17 protein-coding genes are annotated in these 19202 nt (G+C 57.4%); 11 read left to right on the top strand and 6 right to left on the bottom strand.

The window, feature by feature from the left end:
* The first annotated feature begins 383 nt into the window (after window positions 1-383).
* Entirely contained in the window at window positions 384-524 is a 141-nt protein-coding gene (locus JUK32_RS24995) for a hypothetical protein (RefSeq protein ID WP_204141597.1), read from the top strand.
* 159 nt (window positions 525-683) lie between these two features.
* On the top strand, window positions 684-812 hold the full coding sequence (locus JUK32_RS28160) for a hypothetical protein (protein ID WP_255538380.1): 129 nt from the start codon (window positions 684-686) through the stop codon (window positions 810-812).
* Between the two features lie 89 nt (window positions 813-901).
* Here the strand turns inward: JUK32_RS28160 and JUK32_RS24990 are convergent, their stop codons facing one another.
* On the bottom strand, window positions 902-1150 hold the full coding sequence (locus JUK32_RS24990; RefSeq protein ID WP_204141596.1) for a Ycf34 family protein: 249 nt from the start codon (window positions 1148-1150) through the stop codon (window positions 902-904).
* Window positions 1151-1272: 122 nt separating this feature from the next.
* On the opposite strand from JUK32_RS24990, the gene JUK32_RS24985 reads away from it, so the two are divergent.
* Window positions 1273-2640, top strand: coding sequence for a CCA tRNA nucleotidyltransferase (locus tag JUK32_RS24985; RefSeq protein WP_309224634.1), 1368 nt, complete (start codon window positions 1273-1275; stop codon window positions 2638-2640).
* A gap of 420 nt (window positions 2641-3060) precedes the next feature.
* On the opposite strand, the gene gorA is transcribed toward JUK32_RS24985, so the two are convergent.
* Window positions 3061-4413 (bottom strand): glutathione-disulfide reductase, encoded by a 1353-nt coding sequence (gene gorA / locus JUK32_RS24980; protein ID WP_204141595.1) that lies wholly within the window; start codon window positions 4411-4413, stop codon window positions 3061-3063.
* Between the two features lie 324 nt (window positions 4414-4737).
* Here gorA and JUK32_RS24975 point away from each other — a divergent pair, with 324 nt between their 5' ends.
* Both JUK32_RS24975 and JUK32_RS24970 read left to right on the top strand, forming a co-directional pair.
* A complete protein-coding gene (locus JUK32_RS24975) occupies window positions 4738-4950 on the top strand; it encodes a hypothetical protein (protein WP_204141594.1) in 213 nt (70 codons plus the stop codon).
* 72 nt (window positions 4951-5022) lie between these two features.
* A complete protein-coding gene (locus JUK32_RS24970) occupies window positions 5023-6225 on the top strand; it encodes a murein hydrolase activator EnvC (RefSeq protein WP_239113057.1) in 1203 nt (400 codons plus the stop codon).
* Here JUK32_RS24970 and JUK32_RS24965 read toward each other — a convergent pair.
* Window positions 6222-6359, bottom strand: coding sequence for a hypothetical protein (locus JUK32_RS24965; RefSeq protein WP_204141593.1), 138 nt, complete (start codon window positions 6357-6359; stop codon window positions 6222-6224). The genes JUK32_RS24970 and JUK32_RS24965 overlap by 4 nt on opposite strands.
* Before the next feature lie 430 nt (window positions 6360-6789).
* On the opposite strand from JUK32_RS24965, the gene JUK32_RS24960 reads away from it, so the two are divergent.
* Both JUK32_RS24960 and JUK32_RS24955 read left to right on the top strand, forming a co-directional pair.
* Entirely contained in the window at window positions 6790-7986 is a 1197-nt protein-coding gene (locus JUK32_RS24960) for a hypothetical protein (RefSeq protein ID WP_204141592.1), read from the top strand.
* A gap of 5 nt (window positions 7987-7991) precedes the next feature.
* Window positions 7992-8864 carry a mechanosensitive ion channel family protein gene (locus tag JUK32_RS24955; RefSeq protein ID WP_204141591.1) on the top strand — a complete coding sequence of 291 codons (873 nt, stop codon included), beginning with the start codon at window positions 7992-7994 and terminating at the stop codon, window positions 8862-8864.
* A gap of 255 nt (window positions 8865-9119) precedes the next feature.
* On the opposite strand, the gene nei is transcribed toward JUK32_RS24955, so the two are convergent.
* A complete protein-coding gene (gene nei / locus JUK32_RS24950) occupies window positions 9120-9944 on the bottom strand; it encodes an endonuclease VIII (protein ID WP_204141590.1) in 825 nt (274 codons plus the stop codon).
* Between the two features lie 420 nt (window positions 9945-10364).
* Here nei and JUK32_RS24945 point away from each other — a divergent pair, with 420 nt between their 5' ends.
* From JUK32_RS24945 to JUK32_RS24930, 4 genes are all read left to right on the top strand, one after another.
* Entirely contained in the window at window positions 10365-12875 is a 2511-nt protein-coding gene (locus JUK32_RS24945; RefSeq protein WP_204141589.1) for a filamentous hemagglutinin N-terminal domain-containing protein, read from the top strand.
* 46 nt (window positions 12876-12921) lie between these two features.
* The gene (locus JUK32_RS24940) at window positions 12922-15318 is read left to right on the top strand and encodes a CHAT domain-containing tetratricopeptide repeat protein (protein ID WP_204141588.1); all 2397 of its coding nucleotides are present in this window, start codon (window positions 12922-12924) and stop codon (window positions 15316-15318) included.
* Window positions 15319-15539: 221 nt separating this feature from the next.
* Window positions 15540-16190 (top strand): DUF192 domain-containing protein, encoded by a 651-nt coding sequence (locus tag JUK32_RS24935; RefSeq protein WP_309224633.1) that lies wholly within the window; start codon window positions 15540-15542, stop codon window positions 16188-16190.
* A gap of 63 nt (window positions 16191-16253) precedes the next feature.
* Window positions 16254-18104: a metallophosphoesterase family protein gene (locus tag JUK32_RS24930; protein ID WP_204141587.1), complete on the top strand. Its 1851-nt coding sequence runs from the start codon at window positions 16254-16256 to the stop codon at window positions 18102-18104.
* Window positions 18105-18201: 97 nt separating this feature from the next.
* On the opposite strand, the gene JUK32_RS24925 is transcribed toward JUK32_RS24930, so the two are convergent.
* Window positions 18202-18630, bottom strand: a complete 429-nt coding sequence (locus tag JUK32_RS24925; protein WP_239113055.1) for an MAPEG family protein — start codon at window positions 18628-18630, stop codon at window positions 18202-18204.
* Window positions 18631-18651: 21 nt separating this feature from the next.
* Complete coding sequence (locus tag JUK32_RS24920) at window positions 18652-19167, bottom strand: DNA recombination-mediator protein A (RefSeq protein WP_204141586.1); 516 nt, start codon at window positions 19165-19167, stop codon at window positions 18652-18654.
* Window positions 19168-19202 lie beyond the last annotated feature (35 nt).

The following is a 19202-nucleotide window of genomic DNA, read 5'->3' as shown; positions in this document are numbered from 1 at the left end:
AATTGTCGAATCGGCACTGAGTTTATTCGTGAATGCGCTCAGTGCCGATTCGACTCACCGAAAAACCGAGAAGATTTTATACCTCAGAAGTGCATTTTTACCGAAAAAATCCCTCGAAAGGGGGTGACATTGCCCTGAGTTATAAAATATACTAATAATACAACTGAAAAATCCTCCTCTCAACTAAATTGAATACTCTTAGCGTTTCCTCTAGTGTCCGTTTCCTTCGACCTCTCTCGGCAAGGCCTTTTCAATTCAATATTTTCTCGCCTAGCGATCGCGATTCGATTGACTCTCAATACTCAAATCGCACATCAAAGGCCGAAAATCGGCTGATAGGTCAATTTAATTTACCTATCGATCAACTCAGTATCTTCACCATTGTGCTAGGTGGTTTAGTGACTGGCGGCAGCTACAGCCTGCCCGCTTTGGCCGATCGCTTGGTGGCGATGCTGCCTGATTACACCGAATGGCCGCTGTTCTTCACGACGCTGCGGCTAATAGTCGCCAGTGTGGCGGGCTAGTAGCCCAAGGCTACTAGCATCGTGGTTTACATCAATAGGGCCGTTTCTTTGGTAAGGAACGGCCTATTTCTTTGCGTGGAGCAACGAAATGCGTCCAGGCAGTTTCGCCAGTAGGTCGAGGCCCAACTCACCGACTGGTGAACCGGTAGGAGTAATGTTATGACCGCCATCCAGATGGCGATCGCGGGAACGGTAGCCGAAGTCGCCGCTGCCGAATTATTGGGCCTGGAGGGAATTGAGGGCCGTTATGAGATCAGCAATGAAACTATTGAGAAAATGGCCGACTGAGACAATGGCCGACGCCCTCCCCCCAGCGAAATCAGACAACTGCCCAGGGGACGCTCCCTTTGAAAGGGAGCGTCCCCTGATCGAGATCGCTACGTGGGCACCAGTTCGCCGGGGCGCAGCTTCGACCACTTGCCCATTTCTTCAGCAAAGCTGTCGCAGCCGACGACATCCCACTCCATCTCGATAATTTCGCCGTCTTGGCGAATATTGACATTGATGGTGGGGTTGGTCGCCTCAAAGGTCGGCGATTCCGTCAGATGGGGTTGCTGGTGTTGGGTTTCGACCGCGTTGTAAGTGGTGCAGCGATCGACGTAGTGGCAATTCACACAAATGCACATTGGATCTTTTCCGAAGAAACGGCCTACTGTGGAACAAGAGAGTGCTAAGTTTTTGCTAATCTAGCGCAACTTGCGGTTGAGCTGCTTTCAGAGTGGGGAGCAATGTTGCAAAATGAAAAGCTGTGCCTTCGTTGGTGGGTACCCTCTCGTACCCGAAGGTTTTGTTGTCTACCCGTCGTCCTGCATTGCAAGCTGTTTCCCTCGAACAATCCCCCTTCGCTGCCGCCGCGCTGTCCGTGAGCTCTGTATTATCGCCTCAGACTTGGCCCTTTGAGCTGTCCCTCCTGCCGGAATCGGCGCACTTGGTGGGGGGCAGTGTGCGCGATGCCCTGCTGGGCCGCAAGGCCGACTATCTCGATTTGGATTTTGTGGTGCCCGGTGCGGCGGTGGAAACGGCCCGAGCGATCGCCCGTCACTATGACGCCGGGTTTGTGGTGCTCGATCCACAGAATCAGATTGCGCGGGTGGTATTTGCCCAAGCCACCGTAGACTTTGCCCAGCAGGTCGGCGATAGCCTGGAATCCGATTTGCATCGCCGCGATTTTACGGTGAATGCGATCGCTTACCATCCCCATACCGAACAGGTCTTTGACCCGCTGGGGGGCTGCGCTGATTTAGAGCGGCGGGTGCTGCGGATGATCGCAGCGGATAACCTAGCGGATGATCCCCTACGACTGCTGCGGGCCTATCGTCAGGCGGCCCAACTCGATTTCACCCTGGATGAACCGACCCGCTCCACCATTCACGAACTGGCTCCCCTGCTGGGCAAAGTGGCAGCGGAGCGGGTGCGCGGCGAGCTGGATAGCCTGCTGAGCAAGCCGGAGGGCACGCCGCTGATGAAGCTGGCCTGGGACGATGACGTGCTCTGTACCTGGCTGCCCAACCTGTCGGCGGTGCAGATTCGGCAGTTGGCGGCGGTGGACGCGGCGGCAGTGCAGTTGCGAGAACATTGTCCAGGATTTGCCAAGTTGCTCAACGGGTGGATCAAAGAACAAACGCCCCCCGGCTTTCACCGGAGCTGGTTTAAGGCGGCGAAGCTGAGTCGCATCTTGTCGCCCGATGTCGCCATTGCCGAAACGGAACTGACCCATTTCAAATACAGTCGCGCCGAGCAACAAGCCGTGCTGGCAATTTTGCGCAGTTGGCCCGTCTTGCAGGCGATCGCTCAGGGCGATGATTCAGCTCGGCAGCAATATCAGCTATTCAAAACGGCGGGGAACAGCTTTATCGCTTTAGTCTTAGTGGGCTTGGCCGAAGGGGTACCGTTGACTGTCCTGACCGGACTCATCAATCGCTTTATGAATCCGGCAGATCCGGTGGCCCATCCCCATGCTTTGGTGACGGGGCGCGATTTGATTCAGCAATTGGGGCTGCGTCCGGGGCCGCACATTGGTCGACTGCTGGCTGCTGCCGAAATTGCCCATGCCGAGGGCCACATCACGACTTCGGCAGAAGCGTTGACCTGGCTCGCACAACAAACGGATGCCTAGAGCGACCAAAGCCAGGTAATGGCGGACAATCTCTCAGCGCTGAGGATGATCTCAAATCTCATGCTGACGAAATCCGCCTAGAACCTAGCAGGGAACAGCCGAGACGGCGGTGCCAACTTCATTAAATCTCGATTTCTAAGCAGCAGAACGATCGGGCAAAACCCATAAAACGGCGGGGCAAATAATCACCGTGGAAAGGCTGATCATCAGGCAAATCCACAGACCTTGTATTTGTTCGAGGGTCATGGGGGGCACGCTCCTTACGTTGGGTTGTCTATGAAAACAGCCCCATCTGACGTCGCTCCCGGACGGAATATGTGTTTTTGCTCACAGGTTGGGGTGATGTCAGTCTTCACAGCAAAAAGCCCCCCGATTATCTTCGGGGGGCTTTTTATCGGTTGCCGTTAGCTTGCGGCGACGCTAACGCATGGTGACGAACTCTTCAGCCGCACTGGGGTGAATGCCCACCGTCGCGTCAAAGTTGGCTTTGGTTGCGCCGGATTTGAGGGCGATCGCGACTCCTTGAATAATCTCCGCCGCATCGTCACCGACCATGTGAGCGCCGATGACGAGATCGCTCTCCGCGTGGACGATCATTTTCATCAGGGTCTTGGTTTGAATGTCCGGCATGGTGTAGAACATGGGCCGGAACTTTGAGCGATAGACCTTGATGTTGTCTGCGCCATATTGGGCGATCGCTTCCGCTTCCGTCAGCCCCACCGTCGCCGCCTCCGGCGAAGTGAAGACCGCAGTGGGAATGTTGTCGTAGCTCATGGTGCGCGACTGGCCGCCAAACTGCGTATCGGCAAAGGCGCGTCCTTCCGAAATGGCGACCGGAGTCAGGTTGACCTTATCCGTCACGTCCCCCACGGCGAAAATGTGGGGTTCTGCGGTGGTGCTGTATTTGTCCACCGCGATCGCTCCAGCAGCCAGTTCCACCTGGGTATTTTCCAACCCCAACTTCTCGATGTTCGGCTTTCGGCCCAAGGCAGCCAAGCTCACCACATCCGCCAAAATGTGCTCCTCGTGACCGTTAAGCAACACACAGACATCCACGCCCGCATCCGTTTTTGCCACGTGCTTGATGTCCGTTTGCGTCATGATGTGGATGCCGTCGGCGATCATCTTGGCTTGAATTTCATCGCGGATATCTTCATCAAAGCCCCGCAAAATCTTATCGCCCCGAATGACCTGGGTAACTTCAGTGCCCAACCCGTTCAAAATGCAGGCAAATTCACAGCCGATGTAGCCACCACCCAAAATGACGGCCTTATGCGGTTGGGTCGGCAAATGGAAAATATCGTCCGAGGTGATGGCGTGTTCAATCCCGGGAATGGGAGGCAGCACGGGCTTGCCGCCCACCGCGATCAAAATCTTCTCAGCGGTCACTTTTTCGCCACCCACGTCTAAGGTATGGGCATCAATGAAGCGGGCATAATGCGGCAACACCTGGACATTAGAGCGTTCCAACATGCCGTCATAGATGCCGTTCAGCCGTTTGAGCTCGTTTTCCACCGCGTTAATCAGGGTCGGCCAGTCAAATTTGCTGTCACTCTGACTCCAGCCGTACCCGGTTGCCGCCTGAAATTGCTCGGGAAACCGGGACGCATACATCATCAACTTTTTGGGGACGCAGCCGCGATTGACGCAGGTGCCGCCAATGGTCCAAGATTCTGCAACGCCAACTTTTGCGCCGTACTGAGCGGCTCTGCGGGCCGAAGAAATGCCCCCAGACCCCCCACCAATTACAAATAAGTCGAAATCGTAGCTCATTCATTTACCTCCTTGATTCCCATAGCGGTGACTTTCACCCGGGATCGCACGATGCCAGATGTTGAGTCGCGATAGTTTTCTCTATCCATTGTAAAAGTTGTTGCCAGGGGCGTTGGCGAGTGAGAGCAATTCCGCCCCGACGATGTCAGCAGATGCTCACGCCGAATATCGATCAGAGCACAACTTTCCGCGACGACCTGACGCTGTGACCAGCGGCACGAGTGCTCGGCGGCATCAGTCTCAATCCCGATGCACCCACCACCGATATTTACTATTTAATTATTCAACCAATAAATTATATCTTGCAGCCCTGGGGACTGTGGCATGGGCAAGCCTGTCGCCGCGATCCTCATTGCCATGCAGTTATGTATCAATGGTGGGCAAGCTACTCTATCTGGGGTAAATTTGATGGGCAATACGCTGCATCTAGCGTTGAGCGCCGGACAACTTTCAACCGCAGCGCTAAGGCGACAAAAAATCGGCGATTTTTGCGAGTGTCGGGTGTGTTCAGGCTACTTTGCCGCTAAAATGCGGTGATTCTTGGGAGCGCTCAGGGTGATGGATGGCCATGACACGAGTCCGCAGGCGTTGACAGCAGGTGGTGAGAAGATGACCGCAAATGGCATGCGACAAACGGCCACAATCCGACGGCGGCGTTGGTGGGTGAGCACAGTGGTGTTGGCGATCGCGATCGCCCTGTGCCACAGCTTGATTTTGCATACGCCCGTACAGGCCATGGAGCGTTCCTTCCTGACTAGCCAGTCCATCGAAAACCTGCGGGAGCAAAAAGAGACCATTGACCAAAAGCGCGAAAACCTGGAACAGCAGACCCAGCAGCTAGAGCGACAAACCAACCAAGCTGAGCAAAACTTAGATTTACTACAAAACACCATCGCCGCCACCGCCGAGCAAATTGCCGACACCGAATTTCGTCTAGCCAAGGCCGAAGCGGAACTACAGGCGTTAGAACAAGACTTACAAGTCGCCGAAACCGCCTATGAAGACGTGCGGCGAGCGGCGGTGGGGCGCTTGCAGTTTTTGCAGCGGCAGCGGGGGGGCGAAGGCTGGGCTGTCCTGCTCCAAAGCGAGAATTTCAATGAATTTCTGGATCGCCGCTACCAGTTGAGACGAGTGTATGCCGCCGATCGCAACGTGCTGGTGGACTTGAAGGCCAAAGCGGATGCAATCAAGCAGCAACGGGCGGTGGTCGAGTCGCAAAAGACCCGCGTCTTTTTGCTGCGACAAGAACTGCTGGCGAAACAGCAGCGGTATGAAGCGGAAGCCTCACAGCAAGAACTGCTGATTGGCCGTTTGCAAACGGATCGAGCCGCCTTAGAAGCGGCCCAGGCACAATTGGCCCGAGATTCGGAAGAAATTGCCGCCCTCATCCGCCAAAAGGTCGCGGCGTCAACTGGGGTAATTCGCGGCACTGGGGTGTTTGTGTTTCCGGTGAATGGCCGGATCACCAGTGGCTTTGGCTATCGCCGTCACCCCATTCTGGGGTCTTCGCGCTTGCATGCCGGAGTCGATTTTGGCGCTCCGACGGGCACAACGATCTATGCGGCGGACTCCGGACGAGTGATTTTTTCGGGTTGGTATGGCGGCTATGGCAACACCGTCATCGTTGATCACGGCGGCGGCATTACCACGCTGTATGCCCACAGCAGTCGGTTGTTTGTCAGCGTGGGGCAAGCGGTAACCCAGGGGCAAGCGATCGCGGCAGTGGGGTCTACAGGCCTATCGACCGGCCCGCACCTACATTTCGAGGTGCGGCAAAACGGTGCGCCGATCAATCCGATGGCGTACCTTTAGCCCTTGCTGCGGTTGATGTGCTCCATAATGCGGATCTTGCGAGCTTGTTCAGCCCGCTCGTCCGGCACGGTGGGGCCGAGCTTAATGTTGGCGCTGAGGGACAAGTGCTTTTTAATTTGTTCTTTACTAGCCATGGGGACTCTCGGTAAATGGGATTGACGACAAAAAAGCCAGGACATGTCAACGAATTCTCGAAAGACGTATCCTGGCAATCATCACTATGAGGAACCTTCTCCAGCGGCTGCGGAGAAGTGCCTTTGTATTTCTTAATATACTCTCGCAGGGGACAAATCTCAATTGGCTCTTGTCTGGAGCCGTCGCAATTCTCAGGATGGCTTCGTCACCTCAGGCATCCCGCATTGGGTCTGTCGTTCGCGCCGCGTCTCCCACCGGCAGAAAGCCTATTCACCCTTGAACGAGCGCAGGGCAAACGGCCCGTTTTTCAACATGAGCACGGCTGTAGAGATGGGGGCGCTGGGGCAAATTTGCAAAGATTGTGACGGGGCCGCTGGCGGCGTTGATTCAGAATCATAGGATGGAAACCAGCAGGCTTGAGGTGATGGGGTGACAAAACAGCTGTCCGGCTTATGGCGATCGCTGTCCCAGTGGCTGACCCAGCAGTGGGCGGTGGCCCCGACAGTCACGGAAAGTGAAGAGCAGTGGGCGGCCTTGCCCGCAGGCATCACCCAAGCGCTGACCCAACAGCTCCAGGCATTGCCCCCGCCCGTGCCCCACACGACGGCGATTCAGGTGGCGACGCGAGAGGCGCTGCAGGCGTGGCAGGCCAACCCAGAAACGGTGAGCAATTGTTTAGTGGTATTAGCCAGTCCGGTGGACGCGATCGACCTCGTCCTTAAAGCGGGGTTGCAAGACTACTTACTCGATTATGAGGTGCGCTTCTTTTTCGGCGGCTACCATCGTCCCCCCAATGCGCTGGCCGTCACCGGACATTTGCAGCGCGAGCTCGCCCCGGAGCAGCCCAGTGAGGGCACGAAACCCGCGATGCCCGTGACCCAAACCGACCTCCATGACTCGCGGCCCCAGGTCAACATCATTCCGAGCCTAGAGCCCTGTTTTTTGCGCTGCATTCAGGGCTGGCAGGGCATTGAGTATTTGCAAAATTTCGTCACTCAGGATGACTCGTGCTTTTGGGTCGTGGGTTGCAACCACTGGGCGTGGACGTTTTTGGACAAGGTGTGTCAAGTCGGAGCCTACTTAGAACGGACCTTGGCCTTGCCGCAGTTATCGGGGGATGACCTGGCGGACTGGCTCCGCCCCATGGCGGAGGTGGTGTTGCCCCGCGAGTCTGACGCGGCGCTCACGCTGAAAATTGCGCAGGATGACGCCACCTATTGGGAGGCGTTGGCGAGTGTATCGGCAGGCAACGCGACCACGGCGGCCTACCTCTGGTTGCAAACTTTGCGAATTGAGGCGGCACAGCTGGCACCCGATGGCACCTTGCCGCCGGATATCAGCTGCCTCGAAATCACGCCTCGCAAACCGAAGTTGCCGAGCCTGATGAGTCTCGAAGCGCTGGATCGCTATTTGCTGCATGCGCTGCTCTTGCATGGCGAGATCACGCGATCGCACCTGGCCCTAAGCATGGGCGAAGACGAGCGGATGATTCGCTCGCGGGTGCAGGTATTGCGACGCGAAGGGCTGATTCGCCAGACGGGACGGTGGCTGACCGTGCATCCAGCCCACTATCCCAAGCTCTACACCGAGTTGGGCAACAACAACTTTCTGATCGGGCAGGCATAACCGTGATGACCGTTTTCCCACACCTTTGGCTGCTGGCGCAAGATACCGTCCCCACGGCGGAAAATCTGGATGCGCTGTTTAAGGAATTGACGTGGCGATCGCTGGCCCATGCGGGGCTGACGGTGGCGATCGCTTACGGACTCCTGACGGCGATTCAAAGTTTCACCACCGCCATTTCCGAAAAAGTGCCCCGCCGGTTTCGCCTAATCATCAAACAGTCTGTACCGTTTCTCAAAGCGCTGGTGCTACTGGTGGCGATCGTCCGCTTACTGCACCTGTTTGTCAATCCCACGGGGTCTAATCTGTTGGCCCTCACGGGCACCATTGCCGTCGCCCTCGGCTTTGCCTTTAAGGACTACATCAGCTCGATCATTGCGGGCATTGTCACCTTGTTTGAGGGCTCCTTCCGCATGGGCGATCGGGTGCGCATTGGCGACCATTACGGCGAAGTCGTGAACTACGGACTGCGAGAAGTGCGACTACGCACCCCCAACGATGACACCGTTACGATTCCCCATAACACGCTGTGGAACGAACCCATCGCCAATGCCAACAGCGGGCAACTGGAAGCCCAGGTGGTCACCGATTTTTACGTGGCCCACGAGGCCGACCTGGAGCTGGTGTCAGAGCTGTTGTATCAAGCGGCCTACAGCAGCCGTTACACCCAGCTCAAACTCCCTGTGGTTGTCGTCATTCAAGAAAAAGCTTGGGCGACTCAGCTGAAGCTCAAGGCTTACCCAATGGATGCCCGGGATGAGTTTTTGTACCAGACTGATTTGGTGCTGCGGGTGAAACAAGCCTGTGCGCGGCACCATGTGCCCTATCCCCAGATGGGCGGGGCAGCGGCGGCAGAAGCTGTGGGGGCATCCGGCGAATAGCGATTCATGGCGATCGCCCTCAGGCACCGGCGATCAAATCATGTCCAGCAAAATTCAAAAACATTGAATTCCTAGCGATCCCCAGCGGTGAGGTTAGGGATGCGCGGGCCATTAAAGTACCGACCCTGGACACGGCACTGCCCCAGCTACCCAGCTACCCTAGCACTCCCCTCACCGGAATGTTATTTTCCCGCCAATCCCTCAGATCAGAGGGCCAAACCTGAGTCTGTACCTGGGTCTGTCTCGGCAGACGGTTTAGTCAGCAGGCTGACAGGTGGGGCAATAGTAGTAGCGTCGCCCGCCCGATCGCTCCTTCACAATGGGGGTGCCGCAGGCATAGCAGCCTTGACCATCGCGGCCAAACACCCAATGGCGATATTGCCGTCGGGGCCAGCCCCGCTGTTTCAGATCTTGGGCGATGTCGAGGTCGTTGGTAATGCCGTTGTGGTGATAGGACTGCTGGGGAATCGCCAGGGCCGCATCGGCGAAGCGGGCGAGTCGCTCGCGATCGCAGTCCGTCGGTCGTCGGGTGGGGTGAATGCCGCTGACGAACAAAATCTCACTGCGCAGATAGTTGCCCACCCCGCAGAGAAAGCCTTGATCGAGCAGCAGCGTGGTGAATCGCCGCCGATAAAACGCCTTTTCCTGTACCCACTCAAAGATCTGCTCGCGGGTCACTTGCGGGTCTAAAATATCTGGCCCGAGCTTTTGGATGAAGGGATGGTGGGGGACCGCGTCGGCGGTCAGGACTTCAATGTCGGAAGCGCTGTAAAGGAGGGCGGATTTGCGATCGGTGTGGATGGCAAACCGCAGTTGCCGATTCGTGTTAGGAAAGTTGTAAGCCTGGCGCACCATCCATTTGCCGTAGAGCTGGTTGTGGCTGTAAACGCAGAAATCATTATCAAAATGGGTGACGAGGGCTTTGCCGTAGGTGGCGAGGTGGGTGACGGTGCGCCCGGTCAACTTTGCTGCGTAGGGCTGCAAATGCTTAAAGGCAAAGAAGACTTCAGCGGTGGGTTGGTGGGCGATCGCCTTCTCCAACTTGTCCGCCGCTTTCCGAATCTCTGGCCCCTCTGGCATCCCGGATCACCATTCATCGTTACATACTGTAACGTTTTACTCCTTGGTCTGCTGCTGCATGGTGGCTGTCGGGGGGCTATCCGGGCATGACGCGGTGGGATCGATGGATCGCCGCTCTCCCGACCATTGCGCCCCGCCGACTTATTGAAAACATCAATTTTTGTCATTGATATCATCCTGGGCAAATTGCCGAAAACCATTACAAACCAGACGCTCTGGCGGCTGCCGTGGCCATTAGCTCGCCACCTTTATCCAGTAAGCTAAGTGCAGTCTCCGAAGATTTACGGACTCTCCCAATTTTTCGCCACTGGCAGGCGCGACTGAGCGGCCACAGTCGCGGATAGCGAGATCGCGGGTCGGCTCACCAACGACAACTGAGCTGGCAACTTGCCACCTGTTATCCCTCATTCCCCTGAGTTCATGAATATTGCCCTGAATTCGTCAGTTACGGCTTTGGTGTTTGGTAGTGCGCTACTGGGCTCTGCCCTGCCGGGGGTCGCCACACCGATCACCCCGGATCCCACAGGGGCAACTCAGGTCGAGGCGGCGGGGGATCGCTTCAACATTACTGGGGGCAATCTGTCGGCTGACCAGCAGACGCTGTTCCAGGCGTTTACCGAGTTTGGGCTGACGGCACAACAAACGGCGGCATTTTTGGCCCAGCCCAACGTGCGATCAATTCTGGGCGCGATTACGGGTGGTCAAGCCTCTTACATTGATGGGCGCTTGCAAGTAGCGGGCAGCGCCGCCAATCTCTATCTCGTCAATCCCGCCGGGATTTTGTTTGGCCCCAATGCGCAACTCGACTTAGCGGGCTCGTTTGCGGCCACCACGGCCAGCGGGGTGCTGTTTGATGAGGCGTTGTTCAACGTGTTGGGTCCCAACGACTACAGCCAGTTGACAGGCGCGCCGACCGGATTTGCGTTCACAGGCGAGGGGGGGGCGATCGTCAATGCGGCTGATTTGGCGGTGCTGCCGGGGGAGTCCATTACCCTCGTGGGGGGACAGGTGATTTCGACCGGGACGCTGACCGCACCGGGGGGTGACATCACGATCGCCGCCATTCCCGACAGCAATCTCGTCCGCATTAGCCAGACCGACATGGCCCTGAGCCTGGAACTCGAAGCCTTGCCCGTCGGCACCCCATCCTCCTTGCTGTTCGAGCCGTTGGCCTTGCCCGAGTTGTTGACAGGTAGCGAAATTGCCACGGCGACGGGCATTACGACGAATCCGGATGGGACGATCGCCCTGGTGAACACCGCCGTGGCCGATGTGACGGGGATGGCGATCGCATCAGGCACCCTCGATACGTCTGGCCCGACGGGCGGTGACGTGACGGTGGTGGGCGATCGCGTTCACGTACTCAGCGCCACGGTCAACGCTTCCGGCGATCAAGGGGGCGGGACGGTACGCATTGGTGGCGACCTCATGGGGCAATTGACTCTACCGGGCTCCAGCCTGACGACGATGGATGCGGAGAGTGCGATCGCGGCCAATGCCCTGGTGGACGGCGATGGCGGCACCGTCATTCTCTGGTCTGACGACACGACCGCCTTTGCGGGGGATATTTCCGCCCAGGGCGGGCCATTGGGCGGCGATGGCGGGTTTGTGGAAGTGTCGGGGGCGCGATCGCTGATCTTTGACGGCACGGTGAACACGACCGCACCGCTGGGCACCGACGGTGAACTGCTCATCGACCCGACGGATATCATCATTCGCAACGGCACCGCCGACGGCGACGACTCGGACTTGCTGGCGACCCTGTTGAGCGAGCCCACCATTCCCTTCACCGCAGCCTTACCCACCATTTTGTATGAGTCCGAGTTGGAAGGGCTGAGCGGTGATACCGCCGTTACCTTGCAAGCGAGCAACAGCATTACCATCGAAGATTTGGCCGATAACGAACTCACTTTTGCCGAGCGATCGCCCATCCTGGTCAACGGTGTGCCGATTACCGAATCCCTCATCCCTAGCGAGGTGCCGCCGGATCCCGCGCCGATTCGGTTTGAGTCCGGCGGTACCTTCGCCATGAATCAGGGCGATACGATTTCTGCTCCGGGTCGAGATGTGTTCATCACAGCGGGCGGCGCGGTCACCCTGGGCGACATTCGCACCTGGCGCGACGGCAACGATAACGCTAATATCGCCCCCTCGGTAGAAACGGACGGCAACTTGACCGTGATTGGGGCCACCATTCAAGCAGGGGATTTGAATGCGCTCCAGCGGCAGATTATCGATGCCGATGGGGTGCCGCTGATTTCGGGCGCTGTGGGTCTGGGCGGCGGCAACGGGAGTCGCGTGTATTTAGAATCGACGGCGGGCGACATCACGGTGGATAGCATTTTGTCCGGGGCGGGCGGCCTCGTGGTTAATGCTGCCGATACTTTCCGGGTGGAGGACTTCTTTCGGGTGGAGGCGGTGTCGCAGCGGGATGCGGATGGCAACGCGATCGCTTCTGACACCTACGACCTGAGCATTTTTGTGGCGATTCCCCTGCCCCGTGATGCGGCGGATAATCCCATTCCCCCGGCTGCCGACCAGCAATACTTTTTTCGCGGGGTGAAAATTGCCCCCAGCACCCGTGGCGAAATCGAGATCGCTTTTGACACGCTGAATACTCGTCGTTTTGAAGAACGCGACTTTTTTGTGGGACCGGCGATCGCGGGCGATGGCGGCGTCGCCCCCCCACCGGGCGAAAATGGCACCCTGGCGGGCCTGCTCTTTGCGGAACCTGATCGCACCATCGTCACCTTTTTAGAGAGTCAGCTATTTGAACCGACGAGCGAAGTTGCAGATACTACCGGGCTGGATGATCTCGCCGACGAAGATGATAATGAGGTCACCCTGCGCGGGCAAATCGAGACTGAAGAGCCCATTCTAGAAATTTGTAACGACGATAATGAAGATCCCGACGCTGAGTGTGAAGAGTAAGGCACCGCATTATTGAGCGTATTGAGCGCTGAGGGGAGAGAATCTCATGCTATCGACCCTATGGGCGGCGATGCTGCTGAGCGCTGACATCCAGCCACTTGCATTACTACCGACGGCAGCGGTCACGATTAGCCAAAGTCAGCTGGTACCCGATCCGACTGCGGCCTTTCAAGCTGGCTTAACGGCATTTCAGGCCAACGATTACGAAGGGGCGATCGCCGCCTGGGAATCGGCTTTGACCGGGTTTCAAGCAGCGGACAATTCCACCCAAGTCGCCCTAACGCTAAATGCGTTGGCCGCCGCCACGCTGTCACTCAGTCGCCATGGTGAGGCGATCGCCTACGCCAGTGAAAGTGCCGCGATCGCCGAAACCTTGGATCGTTCCGACTTGGTGGCCCAAGCTTTGGGCAATTTGGGTATTGCCTATCAAGCTTCGGGGCAGTTTGCCCAGGCAGTGGCAACCTATGAGCAAGCCCTCAATCGTCTGCAAGATCAGCCCGAATCTGCCGCGATCGCCCAACTCTACGGCCTACTGGGCAACGCCTACGAAGCCCTGGGTGATTACGATTCGGCGATCGCGGCCCAATCAACCAGCATGACCCTGGCGGCTAACCTCAACGCCCCTTCCCTGGAAGCCACCGCGCAAATGAATTTGGGAGGTCTGTATAGCCTAGAGGCGGACTACGACCGGGCGATCGCCTGGTATGAGCGCGGCATTGCCCTGGCGACGGAAACCGGCTTCCTCGGCTCAGCGGCCTATGGTCTCAACAATTTGGGCGGCACTTATCAAAAACTGGGAGACCAGGCAGCAGCGATCGCTCAGTTTGAGCGCAGCCTCGTCCTGGCGGTAGAAACGGGCAATCGCCAGTTGCAAGCCACCGTGCTGACCAACTTGGGCGTGGCGTTTGAAGATGCAGACGACTTCGACCGGGCGCTGCGGAGCCACCAAGCCAGCGTGGCGATCGCCCGCGACCTCGAAACCCCGCGCTTGTTGGCCGACGCCCTGAACAACCTGGCCCACACCCAACTCGTCACCGGCAACTTCGATCAGGCTGAAATGGCACTGCAAGAATCGGTGCAGCTATTATCAGCGCTGCGTCAGGGGTTGGCCGACGCCGATAAAGTCAACGTCTTCGACACGCAAATCTATACCTACAACCTGCTGATGCAGGTGCAGGTGGCCCAAGGGGATTACGTCGCCGCCCTGGAAACTTCGGAAGCGGGGCGGGCGCGGGCCTTTGTGGAATCCTTTGCCACGGACGCAACCCAGCTCGCGGCTCCCACGATTGACGAACTACGCCAGGTCGCCCGGCAGCTAGATGCGACGTTGGTGGAATATGCGATCGTGCCCGAAGACGACTTCACCGTACAGGGCCGCCAGCGGGGCGAAGCGGGGCGCGTCTTTGTGTGGGTAGTGGCTCCCGACGGCACCGTCACCTTTGCCGAAATCTCCCTCGCTGGGGTGACTCTCAGCTTAAATGAGCAGGTGCAGCAAAGCCGCTCAGCTATTGGCGCTTTGGGCCGCACCCGGGGGATTGGGGTCGTGCAAAACGAGAGTATTGAACCCGCCACTGATCTGAACGATCTGTATAACCGGCTGATCGCGCCGATCGCCGCCGCGCTGCCCGATGACCCCGATGATCTGGTGGTGTTGGTGCCCCACGAATCCTTGTTCTACCTGCCGTTTGCCGCCCTGCAAGATGATGCGGGCAACTATCTCATCGACCAGCACACGTTGCTCACAACGCCGGCCATTCAACTGTTAGCGCTGACCCTAGAGGCTACGCCAGCGGAGGGTGGCGCACCCTTGGTAGTGGGCAATCCCACGATGCCTTCGGTGCCCAGTTTCGATGCTGAGTTGCAACCCTTGCCCGGTGCCGAGGCCGAGGCGACGGAAATTGCTGAACTCTTTCAAACGAAGGCGATTCTCGGGGGCGACGCAACAGAATCCCAGGTTGCAGCGGCAATGCCCGCAGCCAATGTGGTGCACCTCGCCACCCATGGTCTGCTGGATTATGTCGATACCACCGATCGCATTCCCATTCTGGGCGCGATCGCCCTGGCCCCTTCCGATGAAGACGATGGCTTATTGACGGCGCGTGAAATCGCTAACCTGTCCCTGTCGGCTCAACTCGTCGTGCTCAGCGCCTGCGACACGGGCTTGGGCGAAGTCACGGGTGATGGCGTGGTGGGATTATCGCGATCGCTGCTGTCCGCAGGCGCACAGAGTACAGTGGTGTCTCTCTGGTCAGTGCCGGATGAACCCACCGCCGACTTAATGAAAGCCTTTTACACTGAGCTCTGGCAAGGTGCCAACAAGGCCCAAGCCTTGCGACAAGCGATGTTGCAGACCCGCGCCCAATATCCCGACCCGATCAATTGGGCCGCCTTTGTGCTGGTCGGCAACCCGGCCCCTTTGTCGAGCCACCCAGCAAGACTGTGAGTGTATGTTGTGTAAGGGCCGGGGTCGGCCAGCTGCGAATCGTTTTGATGGGGTGGGGGCGGTTAGGGGACGGAGGGATAGCGGGTCGAGCCACTACACACAACACGCCGACTTTTTCGGTATGCTATGACAGCGAAACTAACGGGTCATAAGCGCTATAACGCTACTATCGTTGAGATTACTTACTGAGAGACTGAATCTGTCAGTCAGGAGTTGAGTGAGTGAAGCTTTTTGCCAGATGGCGGGTTGGCCTAGTGCATTCCACGCTGTTGTCATTGCTATCAGTAGTAGGCCTGGTGGGCTGTCATGCGGCGGTATCTGAGAGCAACGCCCCGGCGGCTCCGCCCCCAGCCGCACCGTCATCGACCGAATCACCCGTTCCGGAAACACTGCCCCCCAACCAATTAGATCCCGACCAAGAGCTGCTGAACCAACAGCTACTGGCACAAGGGCAAATTTTGCCAGTGACCGCTGAAGTCGAGATTGATGATCAGACGCTGGGCCTGGAAGTGGCAGCAACGCCGCAGCAGCAGGCGGTGGGCTTGATGGCACGGGAATCGCTACCGGACGATCGCGGCATGCTCTTTCCCTTTGAACCGGCCCGCCCGGTGAACTTCTGGATGAAGAATGTCCTGATTCCTCTGGATATGGTCTTCATCCATGAGGGCGAAATTGTGGACATCGCTAGCGATGTCCCTCCCTGTGAAAGCAATCCCTGCCCTACCTATGGGCCTAGTCGGCAACCCGTTGACTATGTGCTGGAGCTGCGGGGAGGACGGGCCACTGAACTGGGCCTGCAAACCGGAGATGCGATCGCCTTCACCTGGCTCGAAGACACCGAAACCACCCCCGAAGCATCGCCAGACTCTTAGCGACTCGCAGAGACTTGACTGGAAATTAGTTACGCCACCCGTTGCTAGATCAGGATCAACTCGATGACCCGGCGCGAACATCTGACGTTACTCATTTCCGCTGTCTTGTTGACAGTCGTCGCCTTACTCGTGATCACTTTGGAATCACAGGTTTCTTTTCCGACGCTGCCGTCAGGCAGCCCGACCATGAGCCGCTTGCTGACCGATCCATTCTTGCAACTACCCACAGCTAATTCAGTCCGAGTAGTTTGGTTTACAGAATTTCCGGGGCAGGCCCACACGGTTTACTACAGCTCGCAACCCGGTGAAAGTTTGGGCAATAATGCGTTGACGGTGTCAGCCACAACGCGGATGCTGACCCGCTTGCAAGAAGATCAGGCGTCGAACTTACCCAGTGGTGAAACGCTGTCAGCGCCGACCCCTCGGCTCATTTGGCGACACGAAGCAGAAATTACTGGGCTTCAACCAGGTCAACATTTACCCTATCAGGTCGAAAGTGTGACCGACGCCGGGGAGGTTTTGAGCAGTGAAGTCTTTGCTCTCGCAGCGGCTCCAGCGGCAGGCACTCCCCTCAAAATTTTGCTAACGTCTGACCACCAGTCCAAACCCATGACTGCGGCCAACTTGCAAAAAGTGGAGGAAACCGTAGGGGCGGTGGACGCGGTGCTGGTAGCAGGCGACTTGGTGAATGTACCCGATCGCGCCTCGGAGTGGTTTGACGATGCCGCCGGAGCCGCTTTTTTTCCCGCTTTACAAGGGCGAGCGAACTATCAGTTGGGTAATCAGCGCTATCGCGGCGGTGCCTTGATTCAATCCGCGCCGTTGTTTTCAGCGATCGGCAATCATGAAGTGATGGGCCGGGTTTCGCCGTTCACGCCGTTGAATGAGCAGTTCAATGATCCGGTGCCCCGAGCCGCCGCTGCCGCTGTGTACGATGCCCAACCCGAGCTGTTCAACGCTCAAAATGACCCGGCCCTGCGCCAACAGTGGATTGTCAATCACTCATTCAATACCGAGACCTATGAGGAATTGTTCTCGCTCCCGACAACGGAGGTGCCCGGACGCGATCGCCCCACCAGCCAGTTTTATGCGACCACCTTCGGCGATGTGCGCCTAATATCGCTTTTCGTGACGAATATTTGGCGGCGTCCAACCGTGGAAATTGATGTTCAAGGCCGCTTTCAAGAACGCCTGGCGGATCTGGGCAATCCCATCGCCTGGGGACACGGACAACATATCTTTGAGCCGATTCACGCAGGCAGTCCGCAATATCAATGGCTCCAAGCCGAACTGGCCAGTGATGCATTTCAGCAGGCGCGCTACAAAATCGTGATGCTGCACCACCCGCCCCACAGCCTGGGCGATAACATTGTGCCGCCCTTTACCGACCCGGTGCCGCTGTACGATCGCTACCCCGACGGCACACTGCGCGCCGTCCGCTACGAGTATCCCAAACGCGACGATTACATTATTCGCGACCTGGTGCCCCTGTTAGAGAGCGCTGGCGTCGATCTAGTGCTGTACGGGCATTCCCATCTGTGGAACCGCTTTGTCAGCGCATCGGGGACGCACTTTTTGGAAACCTCAAACGTGGGCAATACCTACGGCGCGTTTTGGCAAACCTCGCAGCGACAGACACCACCCGCCGCCGATCAGGTGGAGTTTAATGGTTATCAGCAAGATTATTACGTGGCTCAGGGCGATCCGAATGGCCTCGCGCCAGTGATGCCCACCCTGGCCCCGCTACAAGATGACACGGGGAGTTTCTTGCCTTACATTGCCAGCGACGATATCACCGCGTTCAGTATTTTTGAAACGGGGGGCGGCAACATCACCAGCTACTATTTCGACACCCGTCAGCCCAACTCGGAGGTGGTCAAATTTGATGAATTCACCCTCGAACCTAGCGGTTAAGCGTGGTGCGGAGCGGTGAGGATTGCAGATGGTTCTAGACAAATTCCCTCAGGAGGGGGCGAACTCCCCTTGCAGGTCGCCTAATCCCTTGTAGGCATCAGCCGATGGCTAGGGCCGTCCGACAGCTGAGGAAAAATAAGGTGTAAATCGCCAAGCTGCCAGTGGCAAACATGGCCGATCGCAGCAAGGGAATATCTAGAATATAAAAAACGCTGTAGAGGCTGCGGGCGATGAGGTAGGCCATCACCGCGCCCAGGGCGATCGTCGAATCTTGCCCTGTCACGTAGGCCATTAGGGCCGCCGGGGCAAATAACGCTAGGGATTCAAAAGCATTTTGGTGCGCCCAGTTGGCCCGCTGGGCATAGGAAGGCATCTTGTCAGTCATAGTGCGCGGGGCCGACATATCGTAGCCCATTTGCAAACGCGCAGCGCCTACCAAGATAAACGGTGCGTACACGAGCACAGCGGCAATCACAATGCTCACCAGCAGCGTGGCGGGCATGGGCAGTTGGGTCAAAAGCGTCATAGCAGCCCTTAGCGATGGCGATTAATCGAAATAGAACAGGGTGACAATTTTGCGCTGATCTTCCGCATCTTCACAGGTGCGCAACAGCGTATGGCTGTCATGAAACGCAAAACAAATGAGTTGCTGGCAGCGAGAAATAATTTCTTGGTTACAGATGGCACTCGCTTCGGCCAAAGACAGCGAATCATTACTGCTGTTTTCGACCAAGTGCATCACCTGATCAAGCTGATCGCGCGACTCTCGGGGTTGCCGATCTAGACTTTGAGGCAAAATTACCGTTAGCAGGTTGGGATCACCCTTCAACGCCCCGCGAATGGCAGCAGAGTTCGTACCAGTGGCACCGGAGGTCATAATCTGATTGCCTCCCACCGCCAAAGCGTAGGTCATCAGCTCAATCAGCTGCTGGTGGGTAATCGGCACGTGCCGCGAGCCCAAAATCGCAATACGCTTGGAGCCGGACTGCTGGATGGCAGCCAATTCTTGAAGAAATACATCAACCTTGGAGGACTCCAAGGGGGCATCAATGGACTGACTCAACGGAGATACACGAAATGAATGGACGCGCCTATTGT

Source organism: Halomicronema sp. CCY15110, from assembly GCF_016888165.1.
Lineage (GTDB): Bacteria > Cyanobacteriota > Cyanobacteriia > Phormidesmidales > Phormidesmidaceae > Halomicronema.
The sequence above is the reverse complement of the archived record's forward strand: the minus strand, read 5'-3'. Positions and strand labels throughout refer to the sequence as shown.